Annotated in this window: 20 protein-coding genes; 9 read left to right on the forward strand and 11 right to left on the reverse strand. The window is 56.9% G+C overall.

The features are described from left to right. Positions 1 to 911 precede the first annotated feature (911 nt). Positions 912 to 2,381 (reverse strand): amino acid permease, encoded by a 1,470-nt coding sequence (locus tag AQ981_RS11160; RefSeq protein ID WP_058911831.1) that lies wholly within the window; start codon positions 2,379 to 2,381, stop codon positions 912 to 914. A 254-nt stretch (positions 2,382 to 2,635) separates the two neighbouring features. Between AQ981_RS11160 and AQ981_RS11165 the strand changes: the two genes are divergently transcribed. After that, positions 2,636 to 2,941: a monooxygenase gene (locus AQ981_RS11165; RefSeq protein WP_058911832.1), complete on the forward strand. Its 306-nt coding sequence runs from the start codon at positions 2,636 to 2,638 to the stop codon at positions 2,939 to 2,941. A gap of 20 nt (positions 2,942 to 2,961) precedes the next feature. Here the strand turns inward: AQ981_RS11165 and yieE are convergent, their stop codons facing one another. Further along, positions 2,962 to 3,828: a DNA-binding transcriptional regulator YeiE gene (gene yieE / locus AQ981_RS11170; RefSeq protein ID WP_058911833.1), complete on the reverse strand. Its 867-nt coding sequence runs from the start codon at positions 3,826 to 3,828 to the stop codon at positions 2,962 to 2,964. Positions 3,829 to 3,957: 129 nt separating this feature from the next. On the opposite strand from yieE, the gene AQ981_RS11175 reads away from it, so the two are divergent. The 3 genes from AQ981_RS11175 (at position 3,958) to AQ981_RS11185 (ending at position 7,119) form a co-directional block, all read left to right on the forward strand. Then, positions 3,958 to 5,007 carry a YeiH family putative sulfate export transporter gene (locus tag AQ981_RS11175; RefSeq protein ID WP_058911834.1) on the forward strand — a complete coding sequence of 350 codons (1,050 nt, stop codon included), beginning with the start codon at positions 3,958 to 3,960 and terminating at the stop codon, positions 5,005 to 5,007. 79 nt (positions 5,008 to 5,086) lie between these two features. Further along, positions 5,087 to 5,944 carry a deoxyribonuclease IV gene (gene nfo / locus AQ981_RS11180; RefSeq protein WP_058911835.1) on the forward strand — a complete coding sequence of 286 codons (858 nt, stop codon included), beginning with the start codon at positions 5,087 to 5,089 and terminating at the stop codon, positions 5,942 to 5,944. A gap of 77 nt (positions 5,945 to 6,021) precedes the next feature. Continuing rightward, the gene (locus AQ981_RS11185) at positions 6,022 to 7,119 is read left to right on the forward strand and encodes a sugar kinase (RefSeq protein WP_058911905.1); all 1,098 of its coding nucleotides are present in this window, start codon (positions 6,022 to 6,024) and stop codon (positions 7,117 to 7,119) included. Between the two features lie 71 nt (positions 7,120 to 7,190). On the opposite strand, the gene AQ981_RS11190 is transcribed toward AQ981_RS11185, so the two are convergent. Both AQ981_RS11190 and rihB read right to left on the reverse strand, forming a co-directional pair. Further along, entirely contained in the window at positions 7,191 to 8,441 is a 1,251-nt protein-coding gene (locus AQ981_RS11190; RefSeq protein ID WP_058911836.1) for a NupC/NupG family nucleoside CNT transporter, read from the reverse strand. A gap of 116 nt (positions 8,442 to 8,557) precedes the next feature. Continuing rightward, complete coding sequence (gene rihB, locus AQ981_RS11195; RefSeq protein ID WP_058911837.1) at positions 8,558 to 9,499, reverse strand: ribosylpyrimidine nucleosidase; 942 nt, start codon at positions 9,497 to 9,499, stop codon at positions 8,558 to 8,560. A gap of 127 nt (positions 9,500 to 9,626) precedes the next feature. On the opposite strand from rihB, the gene AQ981_RS11200 reads away from it, so the two are divergent. Next, positions 9,627 to 10,325 carry a transcriptional regulator YeiL gene (locus tag AQ981_RS11200; protein WP_058911906.1) on the forward strand — a complete coding sequence of 233 codons (699 nt, stop codon included), beginning with the start codon at positions 9,627 to 9,629 and terminating at the stop codon, positions 10,323 to 10,325. 157 nt (positions 10,326 to 10,482) lie between these two features. Here AQ981_RS11200 and AQ981_RS11205 read toward each other — a convergent pair whose 3' ends face one another. From AQ981_RS11205 to fruB, 6 genes are all read right to left on the reverse strand, one after another. Next, positions 10,483 to 11,733: a NupC/NupG family nucleoside CNT transporter gene (locus AQ981_RS11205; RefSeq protein WP_058911838.1), complete on the reverse strand. Its 1,251-nt coding sequence runs from the start codon at positions 11,731 to 11,733 to the stop codon at positions 10,483 to 10,485. A 112-nt stretch (positions 11,734 to 11,845) separates the two neighbouring features. Continuing rightward, positions 11,846 to 12,784 (reverse strand): pseudouridine-5'-phosphate glycosidase, encoded by a 939-nt coding sequence (locus AQ981_RS11210; protein WP_058911839.1) that lies wholly within the window; start codon positions 12,782 to 12,784, stop codon positions 11,846 to 11,848. Beyond that, complete coding sequence (locus tag AQ981_RS11215) at positions 12,784 to 13,713, reverse strand: pseudouridine kinase (protein ID WP_058911840.1); 930 nt, start codon at positions 13,711 to 13,713, stop codon at positions 12,784 to 12,786. Before AQ981_RS11215 ends, AQ981_RS11210 begins: the two co-directional genes overlap by 1 nt. 617 nt (positions 13,714 to 14,330) lie before the next feature. Continuing rightward, entirely contained in the window at positions 14,331 to 16,025 is a 1,695-nt protein-coding gene (gene fruA / locus AQ981_RS11220; RefSeq protein WP_058911841.1) for a PTS fructose transporter subunit IIBC, read from the reverse strand. 17 nt (positions 16,026 to 16,042) lie between these two features. Then, positions 16,043 to 16,981 carry a 1-phosphofructokinase gene (gene fruK, locus AQ981_RS11225; protein ID WP_058911842.1) on the reverse strand — a complete coding sequence of 313 codons (939 nt, stop codon included), beginning with the start codon at positions 16,979 to 16,981 and terminating at the stop codon, positions 16,043 to 16,045. Beyond that, entirely contained in the window at positions 16,978 to 18,111 is a 1,134-nt protein-coding gene (gene fruB, locus AQ981_RS11230; RefSeq protein ID WP_058911843.1) for a fused PTS fructose transporter subunit IIA/HPr protein, read from the reverse strand. The genes fruK and fruB overlap by 4 nt, the downstream gene beginning before the upstream one ends. 21 nt (positions 18,112 to 18,132) lie before the next feature. Between fruB and AQ981_RS27640 the strand changes: the two genes are divergently transcribed. Both AQ981_RS27640 and setB read left to right on the forward strand, forming a co-directional pair. Then, positions 18,133 to 18,477 (forward strand): hypothetical protein, encoded by a 345-nt coding sequence (locus tag AQ981_RS27640; RefSeq protein WP_154675932.1) that lies wholly within the window; start codon positions 18,133 to 18,135, stop codon positions 18,475 to 18,477. Beyond that, positions 18,467 to 19,672, forward strand: a complete 1,206-nt coding sequence (gene setB, locus AQ981_RS11235) for a sugar efflux transporter SetB (RefSeq protein WP_058911844.1) — start codon at positions 18,467 to 18,469, stop codon at positions 19,670 to 19,672. Before AQ981_RS27640 ends, setB begins: the two co-directional genes overlap by 11 nt. On the opposite strand, the gene AQ981_RS11240 is transcribed toward setB, so the two are convergent. Then, positions 19,645 to 19,899, reverse strand: coding sequence for a YkgJ family cysteine cluster protein (locus tag AQ981_RS11240; RefSeq protein WP_058911845.1), 255 nt, complete (start codon positions 19,897 to 19,899; stop codon positions 19,645 to 19,647). The two genes, setB and AQ981_RS11240, sit on opposite strands and share 28 nt — an antisense overlap. A 173-nt stretch (positions 19,900 to 20,072) precedes the next feature. Here AQ981_RS11240 and yeiP point away from each other — a divergent pair, with 173 nt between their 5' ends. Beyond that, the gene (gene yeiP / locus AQ981_RS11245) at positions 20,073 to 20,645 is read left to right on the forward strand and encodes an elongation factor P-like protein YeiP (RefSeq protein ID WP_058911846.1); all 573 of its coding nucleotides are present in this window, start codon (positions 20,073 to 20,075) and stop codon (positions 20,643 to 20,645) included. A 181-nt stretch (positions 20,646 to 20,826) separates the two neighbouring features. Then, a complete protein-coding gene (locus tag AQ981_RS11250; protein ID WP_058911847.1) occupies positions 20,827 to 22,017 on the forward strand; it encodes an MFS transporter in 1,191 nt (396 codons plus the stop codon). Positions 22,018 to 22,034: the final 17 nt, after the last annotated feature.

Here is a 22,034-nt window from a genome sequence, read left to right on the forward strand (position 1 = left end):
AAAATTTGTAACAGTATCAAAGTAAAAACAAGAACTTATCAACCGGAACTCTCTGTTTCTCAAAAGTTCTGATAATGCCCCTGTAGCAATAAACAGCAATCAACATGCCTTTTAAAATCCCCGATTTCACCGCGGGGGGGGGGGGTTGAATCCGGCTTAAAATCGCCGGCTATTTTTGTGGATGGCCGGGGCAGGCCGGAGGGAACCGGCCTGAGGGTAAGCCAGGACAGGGACGTCCTGTCTTACCCGACCCGAAGCCAGACGCGAAAATCGACGGGTACCGCGCAGCGGCGATTTTACTGCCGGGAGCCCGGTGTGGAGAGGGGGCGGCGGCGAGCCCCCTCTCCCCGTTCACCTGGCGACAAAGGCAAAATAAGGCGCGGACTTACGGTGAACGGAATTTCCTCCCCAGGAAAAAACCGCAATGAACAGGAATTCCTGCCCAGGCAAAAATGACCACAGCGAACGAAATCTCCCACCCACGAAAAAATGACCACGGTAAACAGAATTCNGGCAAAATAAGGCGCGGACTTACGGTGAACGGAATTTCCTCCCCAGGAAAAAACCGCAATGAACAGGAATTCCTGCCCAGGCAAAAATGACCACAGCGAACGAAATCTCCCACCCACGAAAAAATGACCACGGTAAACAGAATTCATTGCCACAGACTAAAAGTAAAAAAGCGACACCTGCCACCTCTCCCCGTTCACCTGGCGACAAAAGCAAAATAAGGCGCTGACTTACGGTGAACGGAATTTCCTCCCCAGGAAAAAACCGCAATGAACAGGAATTCCTGCCCAGAAAAAAGACCACAACGAACAGAACCACTACAAGAACAAAACCACACCAAAAAACACCAACAACACCAGGCAAAAAGCAATGAGGGAGGCGCCAGCCTCCCTCCCCCCCAATCACTTCTTAAATCGCTCCGGAAACTCCATCTCGCTATACCGTACAAAACGGGTCCCTTTGGCCAGCTTATAACTAAACCAAATAATCAAAAACAGCGGAATTCCAATGTAGGTCGCCGCTACGCCGCCCCAGTCAATGCGATCGGCAAGGAAAGCGTCATAGTTCTGGCCCAGCGTAATGATCAGACACAGCACAAAGGCAAAAATCGGCCCGATCGGGAAGAACCCCGAACGATACGGCAGGTTATTGATATCATTACCCTGCAGTACAAAACCACGGCGGAACCGGTAGTGGCTGATAGCAATCCCCAGCCAGGCGATAAACCCGGTCATCCCCGATGTGTTCAGCAGCCACAGATAAACCGTCTGGTTGCCAAACATCGACGTCAGAAAACACAGCCCGGCAATCACCGTAGTCGCGTACAGCGCGTTACGCGGTACGCCGCCCTTCGACAGCTTCGCGAATATACGCGGCGCTTTGCCGTCGCAGGCCAGGGTATATAACATACGGGTTGATGCGTACATCCCCGAGTTCCCCGCCGACAGCACCGCGGTCAGAATTACCGCGTTCATCACCGCCGCTGCCGACAGCAGACCCGCATGCTGGAACACCAGGGTAAACGGACTCACGCTGATGTCCTTGACGTCATTACGCAGCAGACTCGGATCGGTATAAGGAATGATCAGACTGACCACCAGAATCGCGAACACATAAAACAGCAGAATACGCCAGAACACCTGACGCACCGCGCGCGGAATGTTCTTCTCCGGGTCCGCCGACTCACCGGCAGCAATACCGATAAGCTCAGTCCCCTGGAAAGAGAAACCAACAATCATCGCCACGCCGATCATCGCGGCAAATCCCCCGGCGAACGGCGCATCGCCGATCGTCCAGTTAGACCAGCCCGCCGGCTGCGCGCCTTTGAAAATGCCAATAATCATCAACACGCCAACCACGATAAAAATAATCACCGTGGCAACCTTAATTAATGAAAACCAGTATTCCGCCTCGCCAAAACCTCTGACCGAAATGTAATTCAGCAGGAACATGATCCCGAGGAACAGCGCGCTCCAGATCCAGCCCGGGGTATCCGGGAACCAGTAATTCATCACCAGTTGCGCCGCAACCAGATCGACAGCGATCGTCACCGCCCAGTTGTACCAGTAGTTCCAGCCCAGCGCGAAGCCGAACCCTTCTTCAACATATTTCTGGCCATAAGTGGCAAATGAACCGGAAACCGGCATAAACGCCGCCAGTTCCCCAAGACTGGTCATCAGGAAGTAGACCATCAGGCCAATCAGCATATAAGAAAGCAGCGCGCCGCCCGGGCCCGCCTGAGAAATGGTCGCGCCGGAGGCGACAAACAGCCCGGTGCCGATCGAACCGCCGATAGCGATCATCGTCAGATGACGCGCCTTCAGTTCGCGGCGCAGACCAGGCGCTTGTGTGGTTTTATCTTGAGAAACCATATAAAAATGTTGCCCATCCAAAAAATGAGGCGCAATTCTAGCAGACTCGCCGCACGTTGCTGCCCTGAAAAAACCTCTTATTAGAGACGTTCATAATCGCCGACGGATTATAAGTAAAACCGTCATCCGGCACTGCGCCGCCCCGGCCGGGATCACAAGTGCATCTCCGGAAAAACGGCTTTGCCGCGCACTATGATAAGCTGGCCCGCAGCAGGGAACGACTCTGGACCCTGATGTCACGAAAGGAGCACACCATGACAGTTGTTTTACAGGTTGATTTCAGTATGCCCGCAGAAATGCTTGGGGAAAATTTATCCAAATCCGCGCAGCCGCTGGCGGAAAGCATCACCCGGGAGCCGGGATTTATCTCTAAAGTCTGGACTGAAAATCAGCAAACCAACGAAGCCGGCGGCATTTATTTCTTCACTGACCGCGCCAGCGCTGAGAAATACTGGGAAATGCATCAGGCGCGGCTGTCCGGATTCGGCGTCAACAACGCCCGGGCGCGAATTTTTGACATCAACGTCCCGCTGACCCAAATAACCAAAGGTCAGTGCTAAACTGGTATCCTGACCGCGAGTCAGGATCCGCAGTAGCGTAGAAAGCGCTGTAGCGCCTTCGACAGATGCTTCTGGCGATGGTGAATAGAGTACAGCGTGCGCACCAGGCCGGGGAACGGCACCGCGACCTCAACCAGCGAGCCATTCTCCAGCTGTTCGGCAATCACCCGCCGCGACAGGCAGCTAATCCCCAGCCCGTGGCGTACCGCATGTTTAATCGCTTCTGAATTGCCCAGTTCCATTTCCAGATGAAACTCCGGCAGGTGAGACAGCAGTAAATAGTCGACAATCTCCCGGGTGCCGGATCCGCGCTCGCGCAAAATCCACGGCGCGGCGGCCAGCCGCTCAGCCGTAATCTCCCCCTGGAGCAACGGCGCGTCCGGGGCGGCAAACACCACCAGTTCATCCTCCAGCCACGGTACCGTGACAATCCCGGTCATATGGCACGGCCCTTCAATCAGCCCGATATCGACCCGAAAATCTGCCACGGCGTTGATCACATCCTGGCTATTGCCAACACTCAGCTCCACCGGCAGCCCAGGGTTATCGCGACGATAGCGGGCGATCACTTCCGGCAAAATATAGTTGCCGATAGTACTGCTGGCGTAGACCCGAATCGCGCCGTTATCTTCACGGAACAACTGCTCAATCTCGATAGCCTGCTCCAGCAACCCGACAGCCCGGGGATACAGCAGCCGGCCATGTTCATTGACCACCAGTCGCTTGCCGACCCGGTCGAACAGTTGCACCCCAAGCTGTCCTTCCAGATCCGCCAGCGCGGCGCTGACCGCCGACTGGGACAGCGCCATCGCCAGAGAAGCCTGGGTAGTGGAACCGCTCTTCAGCACCTCAGTGAATACTTCCAGTTGCCGCAGGGTAATATGCATGATTGATTGCCGCCTTTTCTGGCCTGAGGGCCGTTGCCTTACCACTTATAAAGATTAATTATAAATATATAATCAATTTTATTTTTATACCATCCCACCGTAACCTTTGCCCACAAAGAGGAGAAGGTTATGACAACAATTTCCGTTCACCCGTCTCGCCCTGTGCGATGGCACTTTATTCCTGGTCTGGCGCTCAGCGCGCTGATCGCTGGCGTCGCCATGTTGGCCGGCAGTGTTCCGACAATCGCCGGCGCCGGCTTCAGCGCCCTGACGCTGGCGATTTTGTTCGGTATGGTGACGGGTAACAGTATTTACCCAAAAATCGACCGCCAGTGCGAAAGCGGCGTACTGTTTGCCAAACAGCATCTGCTGCGCCTCGGCATTATTCTCTACGGCTTGCGCCTTACTTTTACCCAGATTGCCGACGTCGGGCTGAGCGGGATAGTGATTGACATCCTCACCCTCAGCTCCACCTTTCTGTTGGCCTGCTGGCTGGGGCCAAAAGTATTCGGACTGGACCGCCAGACCAGTTGGCTGATCGGCGCCGGCAGCAGTATCTGCGGCGCTGCCGCGGTACTGGCCAGTGAACCGGTCGTCAAAGCCCAGCCAGGCAAAGTGACCGTGGCGGTGGCGACGGTGGTGATTTTCGGGACACTGGCGATTTTTATCTACCCGATGCTGTATCCCTGGCTCAGCGCCTGGTTCAGCCCCGGCCAATTCGGTGTCTATATCGGTTCGACAATGCACGAAGTCGCCCAGGTGGTGGCCGCCGGCCATGCCGTGAGCCCGGAAACCGAAAACGCAGCGGTGATCGCCAAGATGCTGCGCGTGATGATGCTGGCACCGTTCCTGCTGCTGCTCGCCGCCCGGGTGAAACAGTTATCCCCCGCCGCAGACGGGCAGCAAAGTCGCATCACCATTCCGTGGTTCGCCGTGCTGTTTATTGTCGTGGCGCTGGTGAATTCTTTCCACCTGCTGCCTGCCCCGCTCGTGGAAGCGCTGATTACCCTCGACACCGTCCTGCTGGCAATGGCCATGGCGGCGCTGGGGGTCACTACCCACGTCAGCGCCCTGAAAAAAGCCGGGCTGCGCCCGCTGCTGATGGCGCTAACCCTGTTCATCTGGCTGATCGTCGGCGGCGGCGCCATTAACCTGCTGGTTGACGGTCTGCTGGCCTGAAAGCCAGGAAATCTCTGCGCAAACCCGCTATGATGGCAAGTTACCCCATAGCGGGGGTGTATGATCGGAGAGATAACCCATGAAGTATATTGGAGCGCACGTCAGCGCTGCGGGAGGGCTGGAAAATGCCGCCATCCGCGCCCACGAGATTGACGCCACCGCCTTTGCCCTGTTCACCAAAAACCAGCGCCAGTGGCGCGCCGCGCCGCTCAGCGCCGACACCATTGACGCCTTCAAAGCCGCCTGCGAGAAATACCATTACCAGCCGGGGCAGATACTGCCGCACGACAGCTATCTGATTAACCTCGGCCACCCGGTGGCGGAGGCGCTGGAAAAATCCCGCGACGCATTTCTTGATGAAATGCAGCGCTGCGAACAACTCGGCCTGACGCTGCTGAATTTCCATCCCGGCAGCCACCTGATGCAAATTTCCGAACAAGACTGCCTGGCGCGCATCGCCGAATCAATCAACATTGCCCTCGCCCAAACCGAAGGCGTGACCGCGGTTATTGAAAATACCGCCGGCCAGGGCAGCAATCTGGGCTTCCGCTTCGAGCACCTGGCCGCGATTATCGACGGGGTGGAAGATAAAAGCCGGGTCGGCGTCTGTATCGATACCTGCCACGCCTTCGCCGCCGGTTACGATCTGCGCACTGAAGCCGACTGCGAACACACCTTTAACGAATTTGCGCGTATCGTCGGCTTTCAGTACCTGCGCGGCATGCATCTCAATGACGCCAAAAGCGAATTCGCCAGCCGGGTGGACCGCCATAACAGCCTTGGCGAAGGGAACATCGGCCATACCGCCTTCTCCTGGATCATGCGCGATGCGCGTTTCGACGGGATTCCGTTGATTCTCGAAACCATTAACCCGGATATCTGGGCCGAGGAGATCGCCTGGCTTAAAGCGCAGCAGACCCGCGAGGCCGCCGCCTGAAGCGCGGCGCTACTCCCCTGCCCGACTTTACGGCACAATAACAGCAGACAGGTAAGGCGCCCGGTAACGTGATTATGATGAATGACAGGGAAAAACAGATCCTCAAGATCCTCAGACGCAACCCGCTTATCCAGCAGCATGAGATCGCCGACATTCTCGCCATCAGTCGTTCCAGAGTGGCGGCGCATATTATGGATCTGATGCGCAAGGGGTTGATCAAAGGTAAGGGGTATATTCTGGCCGAGCAGGATTACTGCGTGGTGCTCGGTTCAGTCAATATGGATATCCGCGGCGTGGCCAATATTCACTATCCGCAACCCGCCTCCAACCCGGGCTGCATTCGCTGTTCGCCGGGGGGCGTGGGGCGCAATATCGCTCATAATCTGGCTCTGCTGGGCCGCGACTGCCACCTGATTTCGGCGGTAGGTAATGACTTCTACGGTGAAAATCTGCTGGAGCAGACCCGCCTGGCCGGGGTCAATATCCAGAGCTGCGTGCGGCTGCACGGCCACAGTACCGCCACCTATCTGGCCATTGATAACGACGCCGGCGAAACGGTGGTGGCCATTAACGACACCCATATCATGGCGCAACTTACCCCTGAGCTGCTCAATCCGTCCCGGGATCTACTCAGCCATTCCGGGGTAGTGGTCGCCGACTGTAACCTCGACGAAGCGGCCCTGACCTGGGTCTTCACCCACGCCCGGGAAGTGCCGGTGTTTGTCGATACGGTATCCGAGTTTAAAGCCGCCAGGATCAGAAACTGGCTGGCGCGAATCCACACCCTGAAAATGGCCCGCCAGGACGCAGAGTTATTGTATGGCGCGGCAATCGGCAGCGAACAAGAGATGCGCGCCGCAGGCGAGTGGTTCCACCGCCAGGGTACGGCGCGGGTGTGTATCTATCTTGATGATCACGCGGTGTTCTGTAGTGAACGCAGTGGACTACAGTTGCGCCTCGCGGCCCCGCCATACCCGATACAGGATCCCTTCGGCGCCGACGACGCCTTTATGGCCGGGCTGGTGTATAGCTTTCTCGACGGCAGCGATACCCGCGACAGCCTGGTTTTTGCCCAGGCCTGCGCCGCCCTCACCCGGGCCAGCGCCAGTATGAATAACCCGAATCTGTCGGTGGATAATGTGCTGGAACTGCTGCAGAGCGACGCCAGCAAATAGTCCCGGCGCCAGAAACCACCACGGGCCGCAAGCATCGCCTGCGGCCCGCTTTCACCCCCTTGTGGTATCACTCAGCTAAGACCGATAAAAAACCCGGCAATAGTGGCGCTCATCAGGTTTGACAGCGTGGCCGCCGCCAGCGCCCGTAGCCCGAGCTGGGCGATTTCCGATGCCCGCTGCGGCGCCACAGCGGAAAACGCGCCAACCACCACGCCAATCGAGCCAAAATTGGCAAACCCGCACAGCGCAAAAGAGATAATGGCGATGGTTTTAACATCCAGCGTCCCGGCGGTTTGCAGATAAGGAGAGAAATTGACGTAGGCGACAAATTCGTTAATCGCCAGCTTCTGGCCAATCAGGCTGCCGGCAAGGGCGGCATCACTCCAGTCCACCCCCATCAGCCACGCCAGCGGCGCAAGGGCATAGCCGAAAATACCTTCCAGGGTGGCATGTCCCATACCGAACCAGCCGCTAATACCGCCGATAATGCCGTTGATCAAGGCAATGGTGGCGACAAACGCCATCACCACGGTCGCCACTCCGGCGGCAATTTTCAGCCCGGTCATCGCACCGCTGGCCGTCGCTTCAATAAGGCTTTTCGGCGGCGTTTCGCTAAACGAGAGATTATCGAAGCTCACCTGCGACTCCTGCGTTGCCGGGCTGAGAAGACGAGCAAACAAAATCCCTCCCGGGATCGCCATCAGCGATGCCGCCAGCAGATAATCAATCGGTACGCCCAGCCCGGCATAGCCAATCATGGTCGAACCGGCAATCGACGCCATACCGCTACAAATGGCGGTAAACAGCTCATTGCGATTCAGGCGGTCGATAAAGGGTTTAACGATCGCCGGGATCTCATTCTGGCCGAGGAATATCGTGGTAACCGCGACAAATGACTCAATTTTGCTGATATTCAGCGCCTTCTGGAAAATACCGCCGAGAATACGGATCAGGATCCCCATCACGCAAATATAATAAAGCAGGCTCACCAGCGCAGTAATGAAAATAATTGCCGGTAAAACCCGGAAGGCAAAAATAAACCCGGCGCCGTCAAACAGGGTATCCATTTTCGGGCCAACCAGCGAACCGAAAATAAACGCGCTGCCGGCGTCGCTGTAGGTCATGACTTTATGTACCCCCAGCGCCGCCTGTTCCGCCAGCCATTTCCCCGGCGGAAAATAGAGCATGATTCCGCCAATAGCGATTTGCAGCGCCAGCGCCGCCCCGATAGTGCGCAGACTAATTCGTTTCTTATTTACTGACAGCAGAAAAGCGATGGCCAGTAATACCACCATACCCAGAACACTTCTCATGACATCCATAATGATGATTCCTTGATGCCCGGCTTTTGGTATCTCTGATAAGGCGGCGGGCGACCGCTGACGGCCCGCCAGTTTTTATTCGCGCGGCGTGATTCCTGAATTGCCCGCGCCGTCAATCAGCAGGGTTGAAGGTACATACGCACGCACTCTTCCACTAAATTCCAGAACCAGCGGGTATCGATGGTCATACCGACTTTGGTATTCGCCGCTTTGCCGGTGACCCCCAGCTCGTCGCAAACGGTGCGGCCGTAGCACGGGCCGCTGTTGACATCGACCTCGACATACATTTCCTGAGTGCGGATACCCTGAGGGTTGATGAGATACCCAATGCAGGTGGCGTCGTGTACCGGGCCGCCGGCTAAGCCATAGTTTTCATACTGGGTTTTCAGGGTAAAGTTCATAATGTCGCTGAACAACTGACCTGCCGGGCCGCCGGCTTTTTCCATGCGGGCTATCACATCCGCAGTGCAAACCGTCTGATTAGTCAGATCCAGCCCCATCATCACCAGCGGTACGCCGGAGGTAAATACCACCCGGGCGGCTTCCGGGTCAGCGTAGATATTGAATTCAGCCGATGGCGTGAAATTTCCGGTACCATAAGCGCCGCCCATCAGGACAATTTCGCGGATTTTCGGCAGGATCGCCGGCTGCATGCGCATTGCCACGGCAATATTGGTCAGCGGGCCGACGGGCACCAGTGTAATATCGCCGTCACTGGCCATCAGAGTATCGATAATATAGCTCACCGCGTGGGTACTTTCCGCTTTACGGGTCAGCGGCGCAAATACCGGGCCGTCCAGACCCGTTTCACCGTGAATATTATCTGCGACAATTTGCTGGCGCATCAGCGGCTGCGGCATCCCGGCATAGACCGGCACATTAATTTCCAGCGCCTGACAGACATTTAACCCGTTGACCAGGGTTTTATCGAGGGTCTGATTACCGGCGACAATGGTAATACCCAGTAAATCAATCGCCGGATGTCTGGCCGCCATCATTATGGCAATCGCATCATCATGACCCGGATCACAATCCAGGATAATCTTTCTCTTTTCCATGTTTTATTTCCTCTGTTAGCGGGTACGTTATTTTTGTCTCAGCAAAGAAAATTAATCGGGTTGATGATTGAATGATAAACACGGAAAACGTATGCTAAATATGAGAAATCTCATACCGGGCGCAATGATGAAAGAAATCCAGAATGACAATCTTAAACAGCAATTGATTAGTCAGTCAGGCTATACAGAGCATTTCTCGTTTGATGTGGCGCCGGAGACCCGGCTGTTCCATATCATGGCTGGTGATTACATTGTCAAGGAAGGTACCGCGCCGGCGTGGCTGTTTTACCTGGCGCGCGGCCGCTCGCGGCTATATGTCACGCTGGCTAATGGCCGGGTATCGCTGGTTGATTTTTTTGGCGCCCCGTGTTTCATCGGGGAAATTGAGCTGGTGGATGAATACCATCAGCCGCGGGCCGTTCAGGCGATTGAAGAGTGCTGGTGCCTGGCGCTGCCGGTAAAACCCTTCCGCACACAGCTATTAAACGACGTGCTGTTTCTGCGCAATCTTTGCGTTTCGCTGAGCAGAAAAAATTACCGCAATATTGTTTCGTTAACCCAGAACCAATCTTTTCCGCTGATTAACCGTCTCGCCGCCTATATTTTACTGACTCAGCAGGACGATCTGTATCACGAAAAACACACCCAGACCGCGGAATATATGGGAGTATCCTATCGCCATTTATTATATGTACTGGCGCAATTTACTCGCGACAGAATATTACTCAAGCAAAAAGCGGGTTATGTTATTAGCAACAAAAAAGTGCTGACTGCGCTGGCGCGGGAAATGGATCCGGAAAATAACTTTATCAATTTACTATATTAATGAATAAAAAATATCAGCCGCTGCCCGGCATAACTATTATTATACCGGCGGATGCGTGAATCTGCGATTATTGAAATTAACCAGGATGCCCCTTGCGGCGCAGGAAAACGGATTTTCCGCGCCGCGATAGTACGCGCCAGATTGCTGGCGCGAGAATTCAGGCAAGACCAATAAAGAAACCGGCAATAGTCGCACTCATCAGGTTCGACAGCGTGGCCGCCGCCAGCGCCCGCACCCCGAGCTGGGCAATTTCCGGCGCCCGCTGCGGCGCCACCGCGGAGAATGCGCCAACCACCACGCCAATCGATCCAAAATTGGCGAAGCCGCACAGCGCGAAAGAGATAATCGCGATGGTCTTCACATCCAGCGTACCGCCCGGCTGCAGATACGGCGAGAAGTTGAGGTAAGCGACAAATTCGTTGATCGCCAGCTTCTGGCCAATCAGGCTCCCGGCCAGCGTCGCTTCGCTCCAGTCAACCCCCATAATCCACGCCAGCGGCGCCAGCAGATAACCCAGCAGGCTTTCCAGCGATACACCGGCAAAGCCGAACAGACCGCCGATACCGCCAATCATACCGTTGAGCATGGCAATGATCGCCACAAAGGTCATCACCACCGTCGCCACGCCCACGGCGATTTTCATGCCGGTCATCGCGCCGCTGGCGGCGGCCTCAATGATGCTCTTCGGCGGCGTGTCGCTGAACGACAGATTTTCAAACGTTACCGTAGACGGCTCCAGCGCCGGACTGAGCAAACGAGCAAACAGAATACCGCCAGGGATCGCCATCAGCGATGCCGCCAGCAGATAGTCGATGGGCACCCCCATCCCGGCGTAGCCGATCAGCATCGAGCCGGCAATCGACGCCATACCGCTACAGATCGCGGTAAACAATTCATTGCGATTCAGCTTATCGATAAATGGCTTCACAATCGCCGGAATTTCATTCTGGCCGAGGAATATCGTGGTCACGGCGACAAAAGATTCAATTTTGCTGATCTTCAGCGCTTTCTGGAAAATTCCGCCCAGTACGCGGATCAGGATGTTCATGACGCCAATATAATAAAGCAGTGAAATCAGCGCCGTGACGAAAATAATCGCCGGTAGTACCCGGAAAGCGAAAATAAACCCGGCGCCGTCAAACAGGGTATCCATTTTCGGACCAACCAACGAACCGAAAATAAACGCGCTGCCGGCGTCGCTGTAAGACATCACTTTGTTGACCCCGTGGGCCGCCTGCTCTACCAGCCACTTTCCCGGCGGGAAATAGAGCATGATACCGCCGATCGCCACCTGCAAAATAAACGCGGCGCCGATGGTCCGAAGACTGATATGTTTTTTATTTACTGACAGTAAAAAACCAATAGTCAGTAATACCGCCATACCCAGAATGCTTCTCATTAAATCCATAATGAATATCCTTCTCTGGTCGAGCGCCCGGTACCATGACCGGGCTCTGCGTATGCCTGATATTCAGCGCTGTTTCCCGGTAATCCGTCCGGGAACAGCGCCTGACGAGCCGTTAATTGACGAGCCTCTGGTATTCCTTAGCAATTTCCGTCGCCAGCAGCGCGTTATTAAATACCAACTGGATATTGGACTTCAGGCTGTCGCCGCCGGTCAGTTCCGCGACACGCGCCAGCAGGAACGGCGTGCTGTCTTTCCCCACCACGCCCTGCTCTTCCGCTTCCGCCACGGCCTGGTCGATGGCAGCATTGATTTTCTCTTCCGGCATCGCGAACTGCTCAGGAATCGGGTTCGCCACCACCAGACCGCCATTCAGGCCGGTTTGCCATTTCACCGCCATGGCGCGGGCAATTTCGCTGGCGCTGTCGAGGCGAATGCTGACGTTAAACGGGCTGGTACGACTAAAGAATGCCGGCAGCGCGGTGGTCCGGTACCCGATCAGCGGTACGCCGAAGGTTTCGAGGTATTCGGTGGTCAGGCCAAGATCGAGAATCGATTTCGCCCCGGCGCAGACCACGGTCACATTGGTGTGAGCCAGTTCCTGAAGATCGGCGGAAATATCAAAGGTCTGTTGAGCGCCGCGGTGCACCCCGCCGATACCGCCGGTGGCAAACACCTTAATCCCCGCCAGCGCGGCGATGATCATCGTCGATGCCACAGTGGTGGCGCCGTTTTTACCGGCGGCGACCACAAAAGGCAGATCGCGGCGGCTGACTTTAGCGACGCTGTGGCCCTCACGTCCCAGCAGTTCAATCTCTTCACGGCTCAGGCCGACTTTCATTTTCCCGTGGATAATGGCGATCGTCGCCGGCACCGCCCCGTGCTGGCGAATCGTCTCCTCGACCTCAATGGCGGTTTGCGCGTTCTGCGGGAACGGCATGCCATGGGAGATAATGGTGGATTCCAGCGCCACCACCGGCCGGTTATTGGCCAGCGCCTCGCGAACCTCAGGTGCAATTTCAAGTAATTCAGGTGAAATCGTTAATTCAGTCATTATTGTGACTCCAGTAATTCCATGACATGTTCAACAGATAATTCAGGGTTGTTGGTGTATTCCGAGGCCAGCGCCATAGAAGAACATCCCTGAGCGAAACGTACCGACTCGACAAAACCGCGCCCTTCCATCCAGCAACAGGCAAGGCCGGCCATCATGGCGTCGCCGGCGCCGGTCACATTAATCACGGCGGTTTTCAGCGGCAGCGACCAGCCGCACTCGCCGGCGCTATCGCTATACCAGACACCATCGCCCCCCATACTCAGCACCAGTCGCTTCAGCCCCTGCTCGTGGAACCAGGCGGCGACCCGCGGCGCATCGTCGCGGGTGACCAGCGGAATGCCGCTGAGGGTTTCCGCCTCCAGGCGGTTGGGCTTCAGGGTATGAATCTGCGGCAACAGCGCCCTGATTTTCACGCACTTCCACGCCGATACCGGGTCGATAAACACCGGCACCGGGCCGCTATTTGCCAGAATCCACGCCAGGGAGGCCTCGCTGATATTGCAGTCCGCCACCACCACGCTGGCCTGGCGGATAAAGTCCCGGTGCTGCGCCAGAAAATCCGGCGTAATGTGGTCAATAATGCCCATGTCATTAATCGCCACCAGCATTTCACCGGTATTATCGAGCAGAGATAAATAGGCCGAGGTATTTTCCTGCGCCAGGGCCTGGCAGCGGGAAATATTCACCCCGGAAATTTCTGTCTGGGTTAGCAGGGAGTGACCATAGAAATCATCCCCGACAATGGAAATTAAATAAGAGGCTTTACCCAGCAGCGCGAGGTTTTGAGCGATATTGCGCCCCACGCCGCCCGGCGTATATCTTATTTTTCCGGGATTGGAATCAGCGTAATTAAGCGATGCCAGTGAATACCCTGCCACGTCCATATTTGCTGAACCAATGGTGACAACATAATCCTTATCACGCATAAGCTGTCCTCATCAAAGCCGCGGCCACAACCGCCAGCCATACAGAAAACTTTTTAAATCATTAAGATAGATAAAATTTCCGGTGCCAAAATGACGCGTTATAGCTCAGAACCGCCACCAGCACCGTACTAAAACGCCGCGCCGTCGTTATCACTAACGGCGAATTTCCCTGGGTAGCACAGCGATTTAAATCATCATTTAAAAAATATTAGAGCACATGTTTAAAAATGAACATGTGTTTATAGTAGATAAACAAAAAAGAAAGTAAATCCACCACCCGGCGGATTCACTGATGAATATGATGCCAGTCACAATTTACCTGAGACTGTATTCAGAATATCAACACTGTATTATTCGCAGGAAAGAAATGAAATTCTGGCAGAGATGAATATTGCGGATTTTAATATCAAAAAACAGGGCTGACGCCGATCACATAATCAACGTTCTGTCGTGATATCAATTGGATACTCCGCACAAGGCGCAAGCAGTATGAATTAAATACGGTTTTATGAACCCCGTCACAGCTGGCCGCCCGGTGACCAGAAGCGCTGGTAAAAACCCTTCAGACATAAAAAAGGGCGGATCGTCGCGATCCGCCCCACTGAATCAACGCCTTATCAGACCGCCGCTTTTTCGCCCGCCGCGATCTCAGGACGCTTGATAACCGCGTAAGTCACGCCAGCCACCAGAGTACCGGCGACAATTGCCAGCAGGTAGCCCAGCACCGGCGTGATTGCCCCCGGAATCAGCAGTACGAACAGCCCGCCGTGCGGCGCCATCAGCTGTGCGCTAACCGCCATCGAAATAGCCCCGGTCAGCGCGCCGCCAACGATACAGCATGGCAGCACGCGCATCGGATCCCGGGCCGCGAACGGAATCGCCCCTTCGGTGATAAAGCACAGGCCGAGCACCAGCGCCGCTTTACCCCCTTCACGTTGGGCATTGTCGAACTTATTGCGGGCAATCAGGGTCGCCAGGCCCAGCGCCAGCGGCGGCACCATACCGGCAGCCATAATTGCCGCCATCGGGCCGTAGGTCTGGGTACTGAGCAACCCGACGCCAAACGCATAAGCCGCTTTATTTACCGGACCGCCCATGTCAGTACACATCATACCGCCCAGCACCGCGCCCAACAGTACGGCGTTCGCCGTCCCCATGGTTTGCAACCAGTGGGTTAACCCAGCCAGGATACCGGCGACCGGCTTACCGATCAGGTAGATCATAGCCAGACCGACAATCAGGCTGGAGATCAGCGGAATAATCAGTATTGGCTTCAGCGCTTCCATGCTCGGCGGCAGTTTCAGCCTGGTGCTGATAAGCTTCGCCACATAGCCCGCAAGGAAGCCGGCGATAATCCCGCCAATGAACCCGGAACCGGTGCTCACCGCCAGCATCCCGCCGATCAGACCCGGCGTCAGCCCCGGACGGTCGGCAATGGAGAAAGCAATATAGCCTGCCAGTACCGGCACCATCAGAGCGAAAGCGGAGCCGCCGCCAATTTGCATCAGCGCCGCCGCCAGGGTGCCAGGCTGCTCAAATGCCTTAATCCCGAAGGCAAATGACAGCGCGATACACAGACCGCCCGCCACCACCATCGGCAGCATATAGGAAACCCCGGTCAGCAGGTGACGGTAAGCGCCGCCGGCCTCTTTTTTGCCCTCCTGCGCCGCGCCGCGGGCAGGGGACGCCGGCTGGTAAGGCTGCGCCTGCTCCAGCGCATTATCCAGTTCCTGAGCGGTCTTTTTCAGCGCCAGTCCGGTCGAGGTGCGGTACATTGGCTTACCGGCAAATTTCGCCAGATCCACTTCAATATCCGCCGCTACCACCACCAGATCGGCCTCGGCTATCTCCTGCGGCGTGATGGCGTTACCGGCACCCACGGAACCGCGGGTTTCCACTTTCACCCACCAGCCGCGCTTTTTGGCTTCGGTTTCGATGGCCTCAGCGGCCATGAAGGTATGCGCCACGCCGGTCGGGCAGGCGGTTACCGCCACAATACGTTTTGGCCCGTTACCCGTCGCGACGGGAGCGGCTACCCGCGGGGCGCTCCAGGGCTGCGCATCGCGCAACGCTTCGCTTAAAAACAGCTCCGGATGTTGCACGGCGCGATCGATATCGCCGAGGTAAACTTTTTTCCCGTTCAGGGCAGGATCCGCCGGGATCGCGGCGCCAATGACCAGCGCCATATCCGCTTCGCCAGGGTTATCCACTATCGCCAGTTGTGCCTTTTGCGCCGCGGCGCCCAGCAGCGTTTTCGCCAGATAGGCGCGCGCCTGACCCAGACCGGGTTCAATTATCAGCAGCGTTTTCATCAATACCTCTCCCGCTGTCAGTTAAAGGGTTGCAGATCGACGCGGGCCATCATGCCCGCCAGCAGCGTCCGATCGGTGATACCGACATTGCTCTGGCTGACCGCCAGCGCCGCCACCGCCGTCGCCAGCCGCAGCGTATGTTCGCTGGATTCGCGCATCAGCAGGCCGTAAATCAGACCGCCAACCATTGAATCCCCGGCGCCCACAGTGCTGACCACTTCACAGGCCGGCGGTTTGGCAATCCACTCGCCGGAGGCGTTGACCCACAGCGCCCCTTCCGCACCGAGGGAAATCACCACGTGGGCGATGCCCTGTTCGCGCAACTGGTGCGCGGCGTCAATCACATCTTTTAAGGTCGGCAGCTTACGGCCAGCCCAGATTTCCAGCTCGCGGCGATTGGGTTTCACCAGCCACGGCGCTGCTTTCAGCCCGGCGACCAGCGCTTCGCGGCTGCTGTCGAAAATAATGCACGGGCACTGGCTGCGCAGACGCGTCATCCAGTCGGTAAACGCTTCCGGGCTAACGCCGGAGGGCAGGCTGCCGCTGACGCATACCATATCGAACTGCCCAAGCCAGCTCAGGGAGTCATTAACAAAACGCTCCCAGTCAGCAGGGGTGACATCAAAACCCGAGAAATTCAGATCGGTGACTTCGCCGTCTTTTTCCGTCAGCTTGACGTTAATGCGGGTACGCCCCTGTACCACCTGGAAGCGGTTGGCGATGCCCAGCTCGCTGAACAGTTGCTGAAAGCCATCCTGGTTGTCTTTGCCGAGGAACCCGCCGACCGTAACGTCGATCCCGAGGTCTTTCAGCACTTTCGCGACGTTAATCCCTTTACCGGCGGCGTGCAGACCGGTGGTGCGCACCAGATTCACTTCGCCACGTTCAATTTCATTGCAGTACCCGACCAGGTCATAGGCCGGGTTCAGGGTAATGGTTGCGACACGCCGGCTCATGCTGCGCCCTCCCCAAGACCGCTGGCGATAGCTTCGCCAATCGCGTTCAGCGCCTGTTCAGCATCCGCACCCTGGGCGGTAAAACGCAGGCGATGCCCTTTCTTAACCCCCAGCGCCACAACTTTCATCAGGCTGCGGCCATTGGCCGGTTTCCCGGTCCCGTCGAGATTGGTCACGGTGATCTCACTGTTAAATTGTTTAATAGTATTCACCAGCATGGTGCCCGGACGGGCATGCAGGCCGTGTTCATTTCGCACCACAAATTCCGCGCTCAGTACGCCATCCTGCGGCGCGTCGTCGCTGGTCAGCAGCGCCAGCAGTATGGCGGCATCGGCGTTCAGCAACTGTTCAGCTTTATTACTCAACAGCAGTTCGCTGAGGCGCCTGAGGACATCCAGCGGCTGGTCGTCCGCCATCGCCACCGTCATCAGCAGCGCAACGGATTCGCCGTCAGCGTCGAACGCCCTGGCCGGTCGGCTGACCGCCACGGCGCTGCCGAGGTTGCCCTGCGGACTGTCGTTGAGCCAGATCCCCTGCCCGAGGTTCAGCGGCCTGGCGCTGACCACATGGCTGACAAAAGAGGCGTCTACCGCGCCGGCTTCTTTCAGCCGCCCGGCGTTGAGGGCCTGCAGCGTCATCAGATCGCTGGCGGCCACATCCAGACTGAGCATGTCGTTATCCAGCCGCAGGGCTGAACTCTGTTTTTCTCCCATCAGCAGGGCGCGCAGCTCTTCGGCGCTGGTGGCCGTTTTCAGCTGTTCAGCAATCGCGTCGTCGCTCAGGACATGGGTTAGCTGACGCAGCAAACCGAGATGCTCGTCAGAACTGGCGGCAATGCCAATGGCGACATAGGCCGTCTGGCCCTCGCCCCAGGCGATCCCCTGCGGGAACTGGAAAACCTGAACGCCGGTTTTCAGCACCTGGTCGCGGGTATCGGTGGTACCGTGGGGAATGGCGATGCCGTTCCCCAGAAACGTGGACGTCTGCTGCTCGCGGGCCAGCATGCCGTCGACATACCCCTCAGCCACATTGCCGGCGGCGACCAGCGCCGCGGCCACCTGACGGATAGCGTCTTCTTTTGACGCCGCGCTGGCGGCGGGGTGAATATCCTGCACAGATAACTGGAACATGTCTCTCCTCTCCTGGCGAAATTGAATCGTTTCAGCCTCAGTACCAAAAAAGGCGTCATCCCGCTGGATATTGAAATCCGGACGACGCTGAAACGTTTCAAGAAGTGTGTACATTTTCCCACCGCCAGGCAAGTGCTGAAGCAAACGACTTTACAGAAATTTGAGATTACGCACATTTTACTGACGCGTGCTGAAGTTCGACCAAATTTCAGGCTGACCATCAGCACACCGTCAGCACCCGCTGCTGAATGGAATGGCGTTTTGATTTTTCGTGTGGATTTGATTTCAGCCGCTGTTTATTTACGCAGCAGGCGGGTAGAATCCGCCGCGTTTCCATCACCCACTGACGAGCCCCATGTTGACTGACACCACCGCGCCCCAGCCCCGGCAGCGCGACTACACTTCTGCCGCGTTCCTGATAGTCGCCTTTCTTACCGGTATCGCCGGCGCGCTGCAAACCCCGACGCTGAGCCTGTTTCTGACCGATGAAGTCCACGCCCGCCCGGCGATGGTCGGCTTCTTTTTTACCGGCAGCGCGGTTATCGGCATCCTGGTCAGCCAGTTTCTGGCTCGCTACTCAGACCGCAGAGGGGACCGTAAAACGCTGATTCTCGCCTGCTGCCTGCTCGGCGCGCTGGGCTGCGTACTGTTCGCCTGGAACCGCAACTACTTTATTCTGCTGTTGATCGGCGTACTGTTGAGCAGCTTCGGCTCCACCGCCAATCCGCAAATGTTCGCCCTGGCGCGGGAACACGCAGATAAAACCGGCCGCGAAGCGGTGATGTTCAGCTCAATACTGCGCGCCCAGGTCTCACTGGCCTGGGTGGTAGGCCCGCCGCTGGCCTATGCGCTGGCGCTGGGTTTTGGTTTCCGCACCATGTATCTGTGCGCCGGGGCGGCGTTTATTGTCTGCGGCGTGATGGTGTGGTTTTTTCTGCCGACGATGCGTAAAAGCGCCGCGGCCAACAGCGCCCGACTACAGGCGCCGGCCACCCATCGCCGCGACGCGCTATTGCTGTTTGCCGCCTGTACCCTGATGTGGGGCACCAACTGCCTGTATATCATCAACATGCCGCTATACATTATTAATGAGCTCCATCTGCCGGAGAAACTGGCGGGGGTGATGATGGGCACCGCCGCCGGACTGGAGATCCCCACCATGCTGATTGCCGGCTATTACGCCAGCCGCTTTGGCAAACGCTTTCTGATGCGCATCGCCGTGGCGGCCGGGATACTGTTTTATATCGGCATGCTGACCCTGCACAGCGCGTGGATGCTGCTGGCGCTCCAGGCCCTGAACGCCATCTATATTGGCATTCTCGCCGGTATCGGGATGCTCTATTTTCAGGATCTGATGCCCGGCCAGGCCGGTTCCGCGACCACGCTATATACGAATACTTCGCGGGTGGGCTGGATTATCGCCGGCTCGCTGGCCGGGGTGGCGGCGGAAATCTGGAATTACCATTCGGTATTCTGGATTGCGCTGGGTATGTCGCTGCTGACCTGCTACTGCCTGTGGCGCATCAAAGATGTTCAGGGCGCGGTTTGCGCCTCAAGGTGAATCAGGTAATCCATCGCCTGACGGCGCGACTGACCGCACATGTCAATGCCCGGGAGCAGACTGGCGCACACTTTGGGGCGTAGCGGGCTACCAAACAGCCGGCAGCGCTGGCGTTCATCAAGCTGGACGCACGGCGTATTGGCCGGTTTACCGTCAGGCATTCCGGGGATTGGGCTGGAAATCGACGGTGCCGTACAACAGGCGCCGCAGTCAGGGCGACACTCCATCGGGTTTACTCTTCGGGAGGACAGGAACCCCTGACTGTATCAGCCGCGGCGGGTTCACTCTATGTCTTTTTCTTTTAACCCGCCGCAGACGTGAAATCCGCTTGCCTGAATGACGCCTCACAGGTACTTTGACGCGATAATTTTCGCCACTCTCTATTTACAGGACCTTTCAGATGGCAAGAGCGAATGAAATCAAACGCGGCATGGCCGTTAATTACAATGGTAAGCTGCTGTTAGTTAAAGATATTGATATCCAGGCGCCGAGCGCCCGCGGCGCTTCGACGCTGTACAAAATGCGTTTTTCCGATGTCCGTACCGGGCAGAAGGTCGAAGAACGTTTCAAAGGGGATGACATCCTCGATACCATCACCCTGACCCGCCGCTTTGTCGATTTCTCTTACATCGACGGTAACGAATACGTGTTTATGGATCACGAAGATTACACGCCGTATATCTTCACTAAAGATCAAATTGAAGACGAAATCCTGTTTATGCCGGAAGGCGGGATGCCGGATATGCAGGTGCTGACCTGGGATGGCCAGGTGCTGGCGCTGGAGTTGCCGCAGACGGTGGATCTGGAAATTGTCGAAACCGCGCCGGGAATCAAAGGCGCCTCCGCCAGTTCACGCACCAAACCCGCCACCCTGAGCACCGGTCTGGTGATTCAGGTGCCGGAATACCTTACCACCGGGGAAAAAATCCGCATTCATATCGCCGAACGCCGCTATATGGGCCGCGCCGACTGATTTACTGACCTTTTGATGCCCCCGCCCGGCGGGGCGCATCCGCTTTTCCGGGCGCCAGCACTCCTCCCCACCGCACGCCCGATGCCGGCAGATCATTTTTTATTAAATAATACTCATTCACATTTCCATCCTCCGCCATTTCAGGGTTAAATATCCCGTTCCCCGTGCACGGAGTCGCCCAATGCTTTCCCGGTTTTCTACATTAAGTCGTATCCCCAAAGGCGTTTGGGTGGTTGGCGGCGTTAGTATGTTGATGGACATCTCCTCTGAAATCATCCACAGCCTGCTGCCGCTGTTTATGGCCACCACCCTCGGCGCCAGCGTTATTTTAATCGGCCTTATCGAGGGTCTGGCGGAAGCGACAGCGTTAATCATCAAAGTGTTTTCCGGCGCCATCAGCGACTATCTGGGTAAACGCAAAGGGCTGGCGCTGCTCGGTTATGGCCTCGGCGCCGCCAGCAAACCGCTATTCGCCATCGCCTCCTCTTCAGGCATGATCCTCAGCGCCCGGCTGATCGACCGGGTCGGTAAAGGTATTCGCGGCGCCCCGCGCGATGCGCTGGTGGCGGATGTCACCCCCCCGGAACTGCGCGGCGCGTCATTCGGCCTGCGCCAGTCTATGGACACTATCGGCGCCTTCCTCGGCCCGCTGCTGGCCGTGGCGCTGATGCTGCTGTGGGATAACGATTTCCGCACTATCTTCTGGGTGGCGGTGATCCCGGGAGTACTGGCGGTGATGCTGCTGTTCTTCGGCCTTAAGGAACCCGCAGCGCCGGTTACCCACAGGCGCAGCAACCCGATCAAAAAAGAGAATCTGCGTCGTCTGGGGCAACCGTGCTGGTGGGTTATCGGCCTCGGGGCGATTTTCACGCTTGCCCGTTTCAGTGAGGCGTTTCTGGTGCTGCGCGCTCAGCAGATGCACATTCCGCTGGCGCTGATCCCTCTGGTGATGGTGGCCATGAACCTGCTTTACGCCCTGTCCGCCTACCCGTTTGGCAAACTGTCCGACCGGATGAGCCATTCGCGTCTGTTGCAAATGGGACTGGTGGTGCTGGCAGCCGCGGATCTGGTCCTGGCATTCAGCAGCCACTGGATCGGGATTTTATGCGGCGTGGCGCTGTGGGGGGTTCATATGGGAATGACCCAGGGGCTGCTGGCGGCGATGATCGCCAGAACCGCGCCGGCGGATCTGCGCGGTACGGCGTTCGGTATTTTCAGCATGGTCAGCGGCGTCGGGCTGTTGATAGCCAGCGTCTGCGCCGGGATTATCTGGGAGCTGTGGGGATCGGAATATACCTTTTTCGCCGGCGCGCTTATCTGTCTGATCACCTTTCTCTGGCTCCTGCGCCCGCCTGCTGGCATCGATCACTAGTTCACGAGTAAAAGCGC

Origin of the sequence: Entomohabitans teleogrylli (assembly GCF_001484765.1) — a bacterium.
Classification (GTDB): Bacteria; Pseudomonadota; Gammaproteobacteria; order Enterobacterales; family Enterobacteriaceae; genus Entomohabitans; species Entomohabitans teleogrylli.

Coding starts and splice junctions, on each gene's coding strand:
- AQ981_RS11160 (WP_058911831.1), bottom strand. CDS start 2,381: ATGGTTTCTCAAGATAAAACCACACAAGCGCCTGGTCTGCGCCGCGAA.
- AQ981_RS11165 (WP_058911832.1), top strand. CDS start 2,636: ATGACAGTTGTTTTACAGGTTGATTTCAGTATGCCCGCAGAAATGCTT.
- yieE (WP_058911833.1), bottom strand. CDS start 3,828: ATGCATATTACCCTGCGGCAACTGGAAGTATTCACTGAGGTGCTGAAG.
- AQ981_RS11175 (WP_058911834.1), top strand. CDS start 3,958: ATGACAACAATTTCCGTTCACCCGTCTCGCCCTGTGCGATGGCACTTT.
- nfo (WP_058911835.1), top strand. CDS start 5,087: ATGAAGTATATTGGAGCGCACGTCAGCGCTGCGGGAGGGCTGGAAAAT.
- AQ981_RS11185 (WP_058911905.1), top strand. CDS start 6,022: ATGAATGACAGGGAAAAACAGATCCTCAAGATCCTCAGACGCAACCCG.
- AQ981_RS11190 (WP_058911836.1), bottom strand. CDS start 8,441: ATGGATGTCATGAGAAGTGTTCTGGGTATGGTGGTATTACTGGCCATC.
- rihB (WP_058911837.1), bottom strand. CDS start 9,499: ATGGAAAAGAGAAAGATTATCCTGGATTGTGATCCGGGTCATGATGAT.
- AQ981_RS11200 (WP_058911906.1), top strand. CDS start 9,627: ATGAAAGAAATCCAGAATGACAATCTTAAACAGCAATTGATTAGTCAG.
- AQ981_RS11205 (WP_058911838.1), bottom strand. CDS start 11,733: ATGGATTTAATGAGAAGCATTCTGGGTATGGCGGTATTACTGACTATT.
- AQ981_RS11210 (WP_058911839.1), bottom strand. CDS start 12,784: ATGACTGAATTAACGATTTCACCTGAATTACTTGAAATTGCACCTGAG.
- AQ981_RS11215 (WP_058911840.1), bottom strand. CDS start 13,713: ATGCGTGATAAGGATTATGTTGTCACCATTGGTTCAGCAAATATGGAC.
- fruA (WP_058911841.1), bottom strand. CDS start 16,025: ATGAAAACGCTGCTGATAATTGAACCCGGTCTGGGTCAGGCGCGCGCC.
- fruK (WP_058911842.1), bottom strand. CDS start 16,981: ATGAGCCGGCGTGTCGCAACCATTACCCTGAACCCGGCCTATGACCTG.
- fruB (WP_058911843.1), bottom strand. CDS start 18,111: ATGTTCCAGTTATCTGTGCAGGATATTCACCCCGCCGCCAGCGCGGCG.
- setB (WP_058911844.1), top strand. CDS start 18,467: ATGTTGACTGACACCACCGCGCCCCAGCCCCGGCAGCGCGACTACACT.
- AQ981_RS11240 (WP_058911845.1), bottom strand. CDS start 19,899: ATGGAGTGTCGCCCTGACTGCGGCGCCTGTTGTACGGCACCGTCGATT.
- yeiP (WP_058911846.1), top strand. CDS start 20,073: ATGGCAAGAGCGAATGAAATCAAACGCGGCATGGCCGTTAATTACAAT.
- AQ981_RS11250 (WP_058911847.1), top strand. CDS start 20,827: ATGCTTTCCCGGTTTTCTACATTAAGTCGTATCCCCAAAGGCGTTTGG.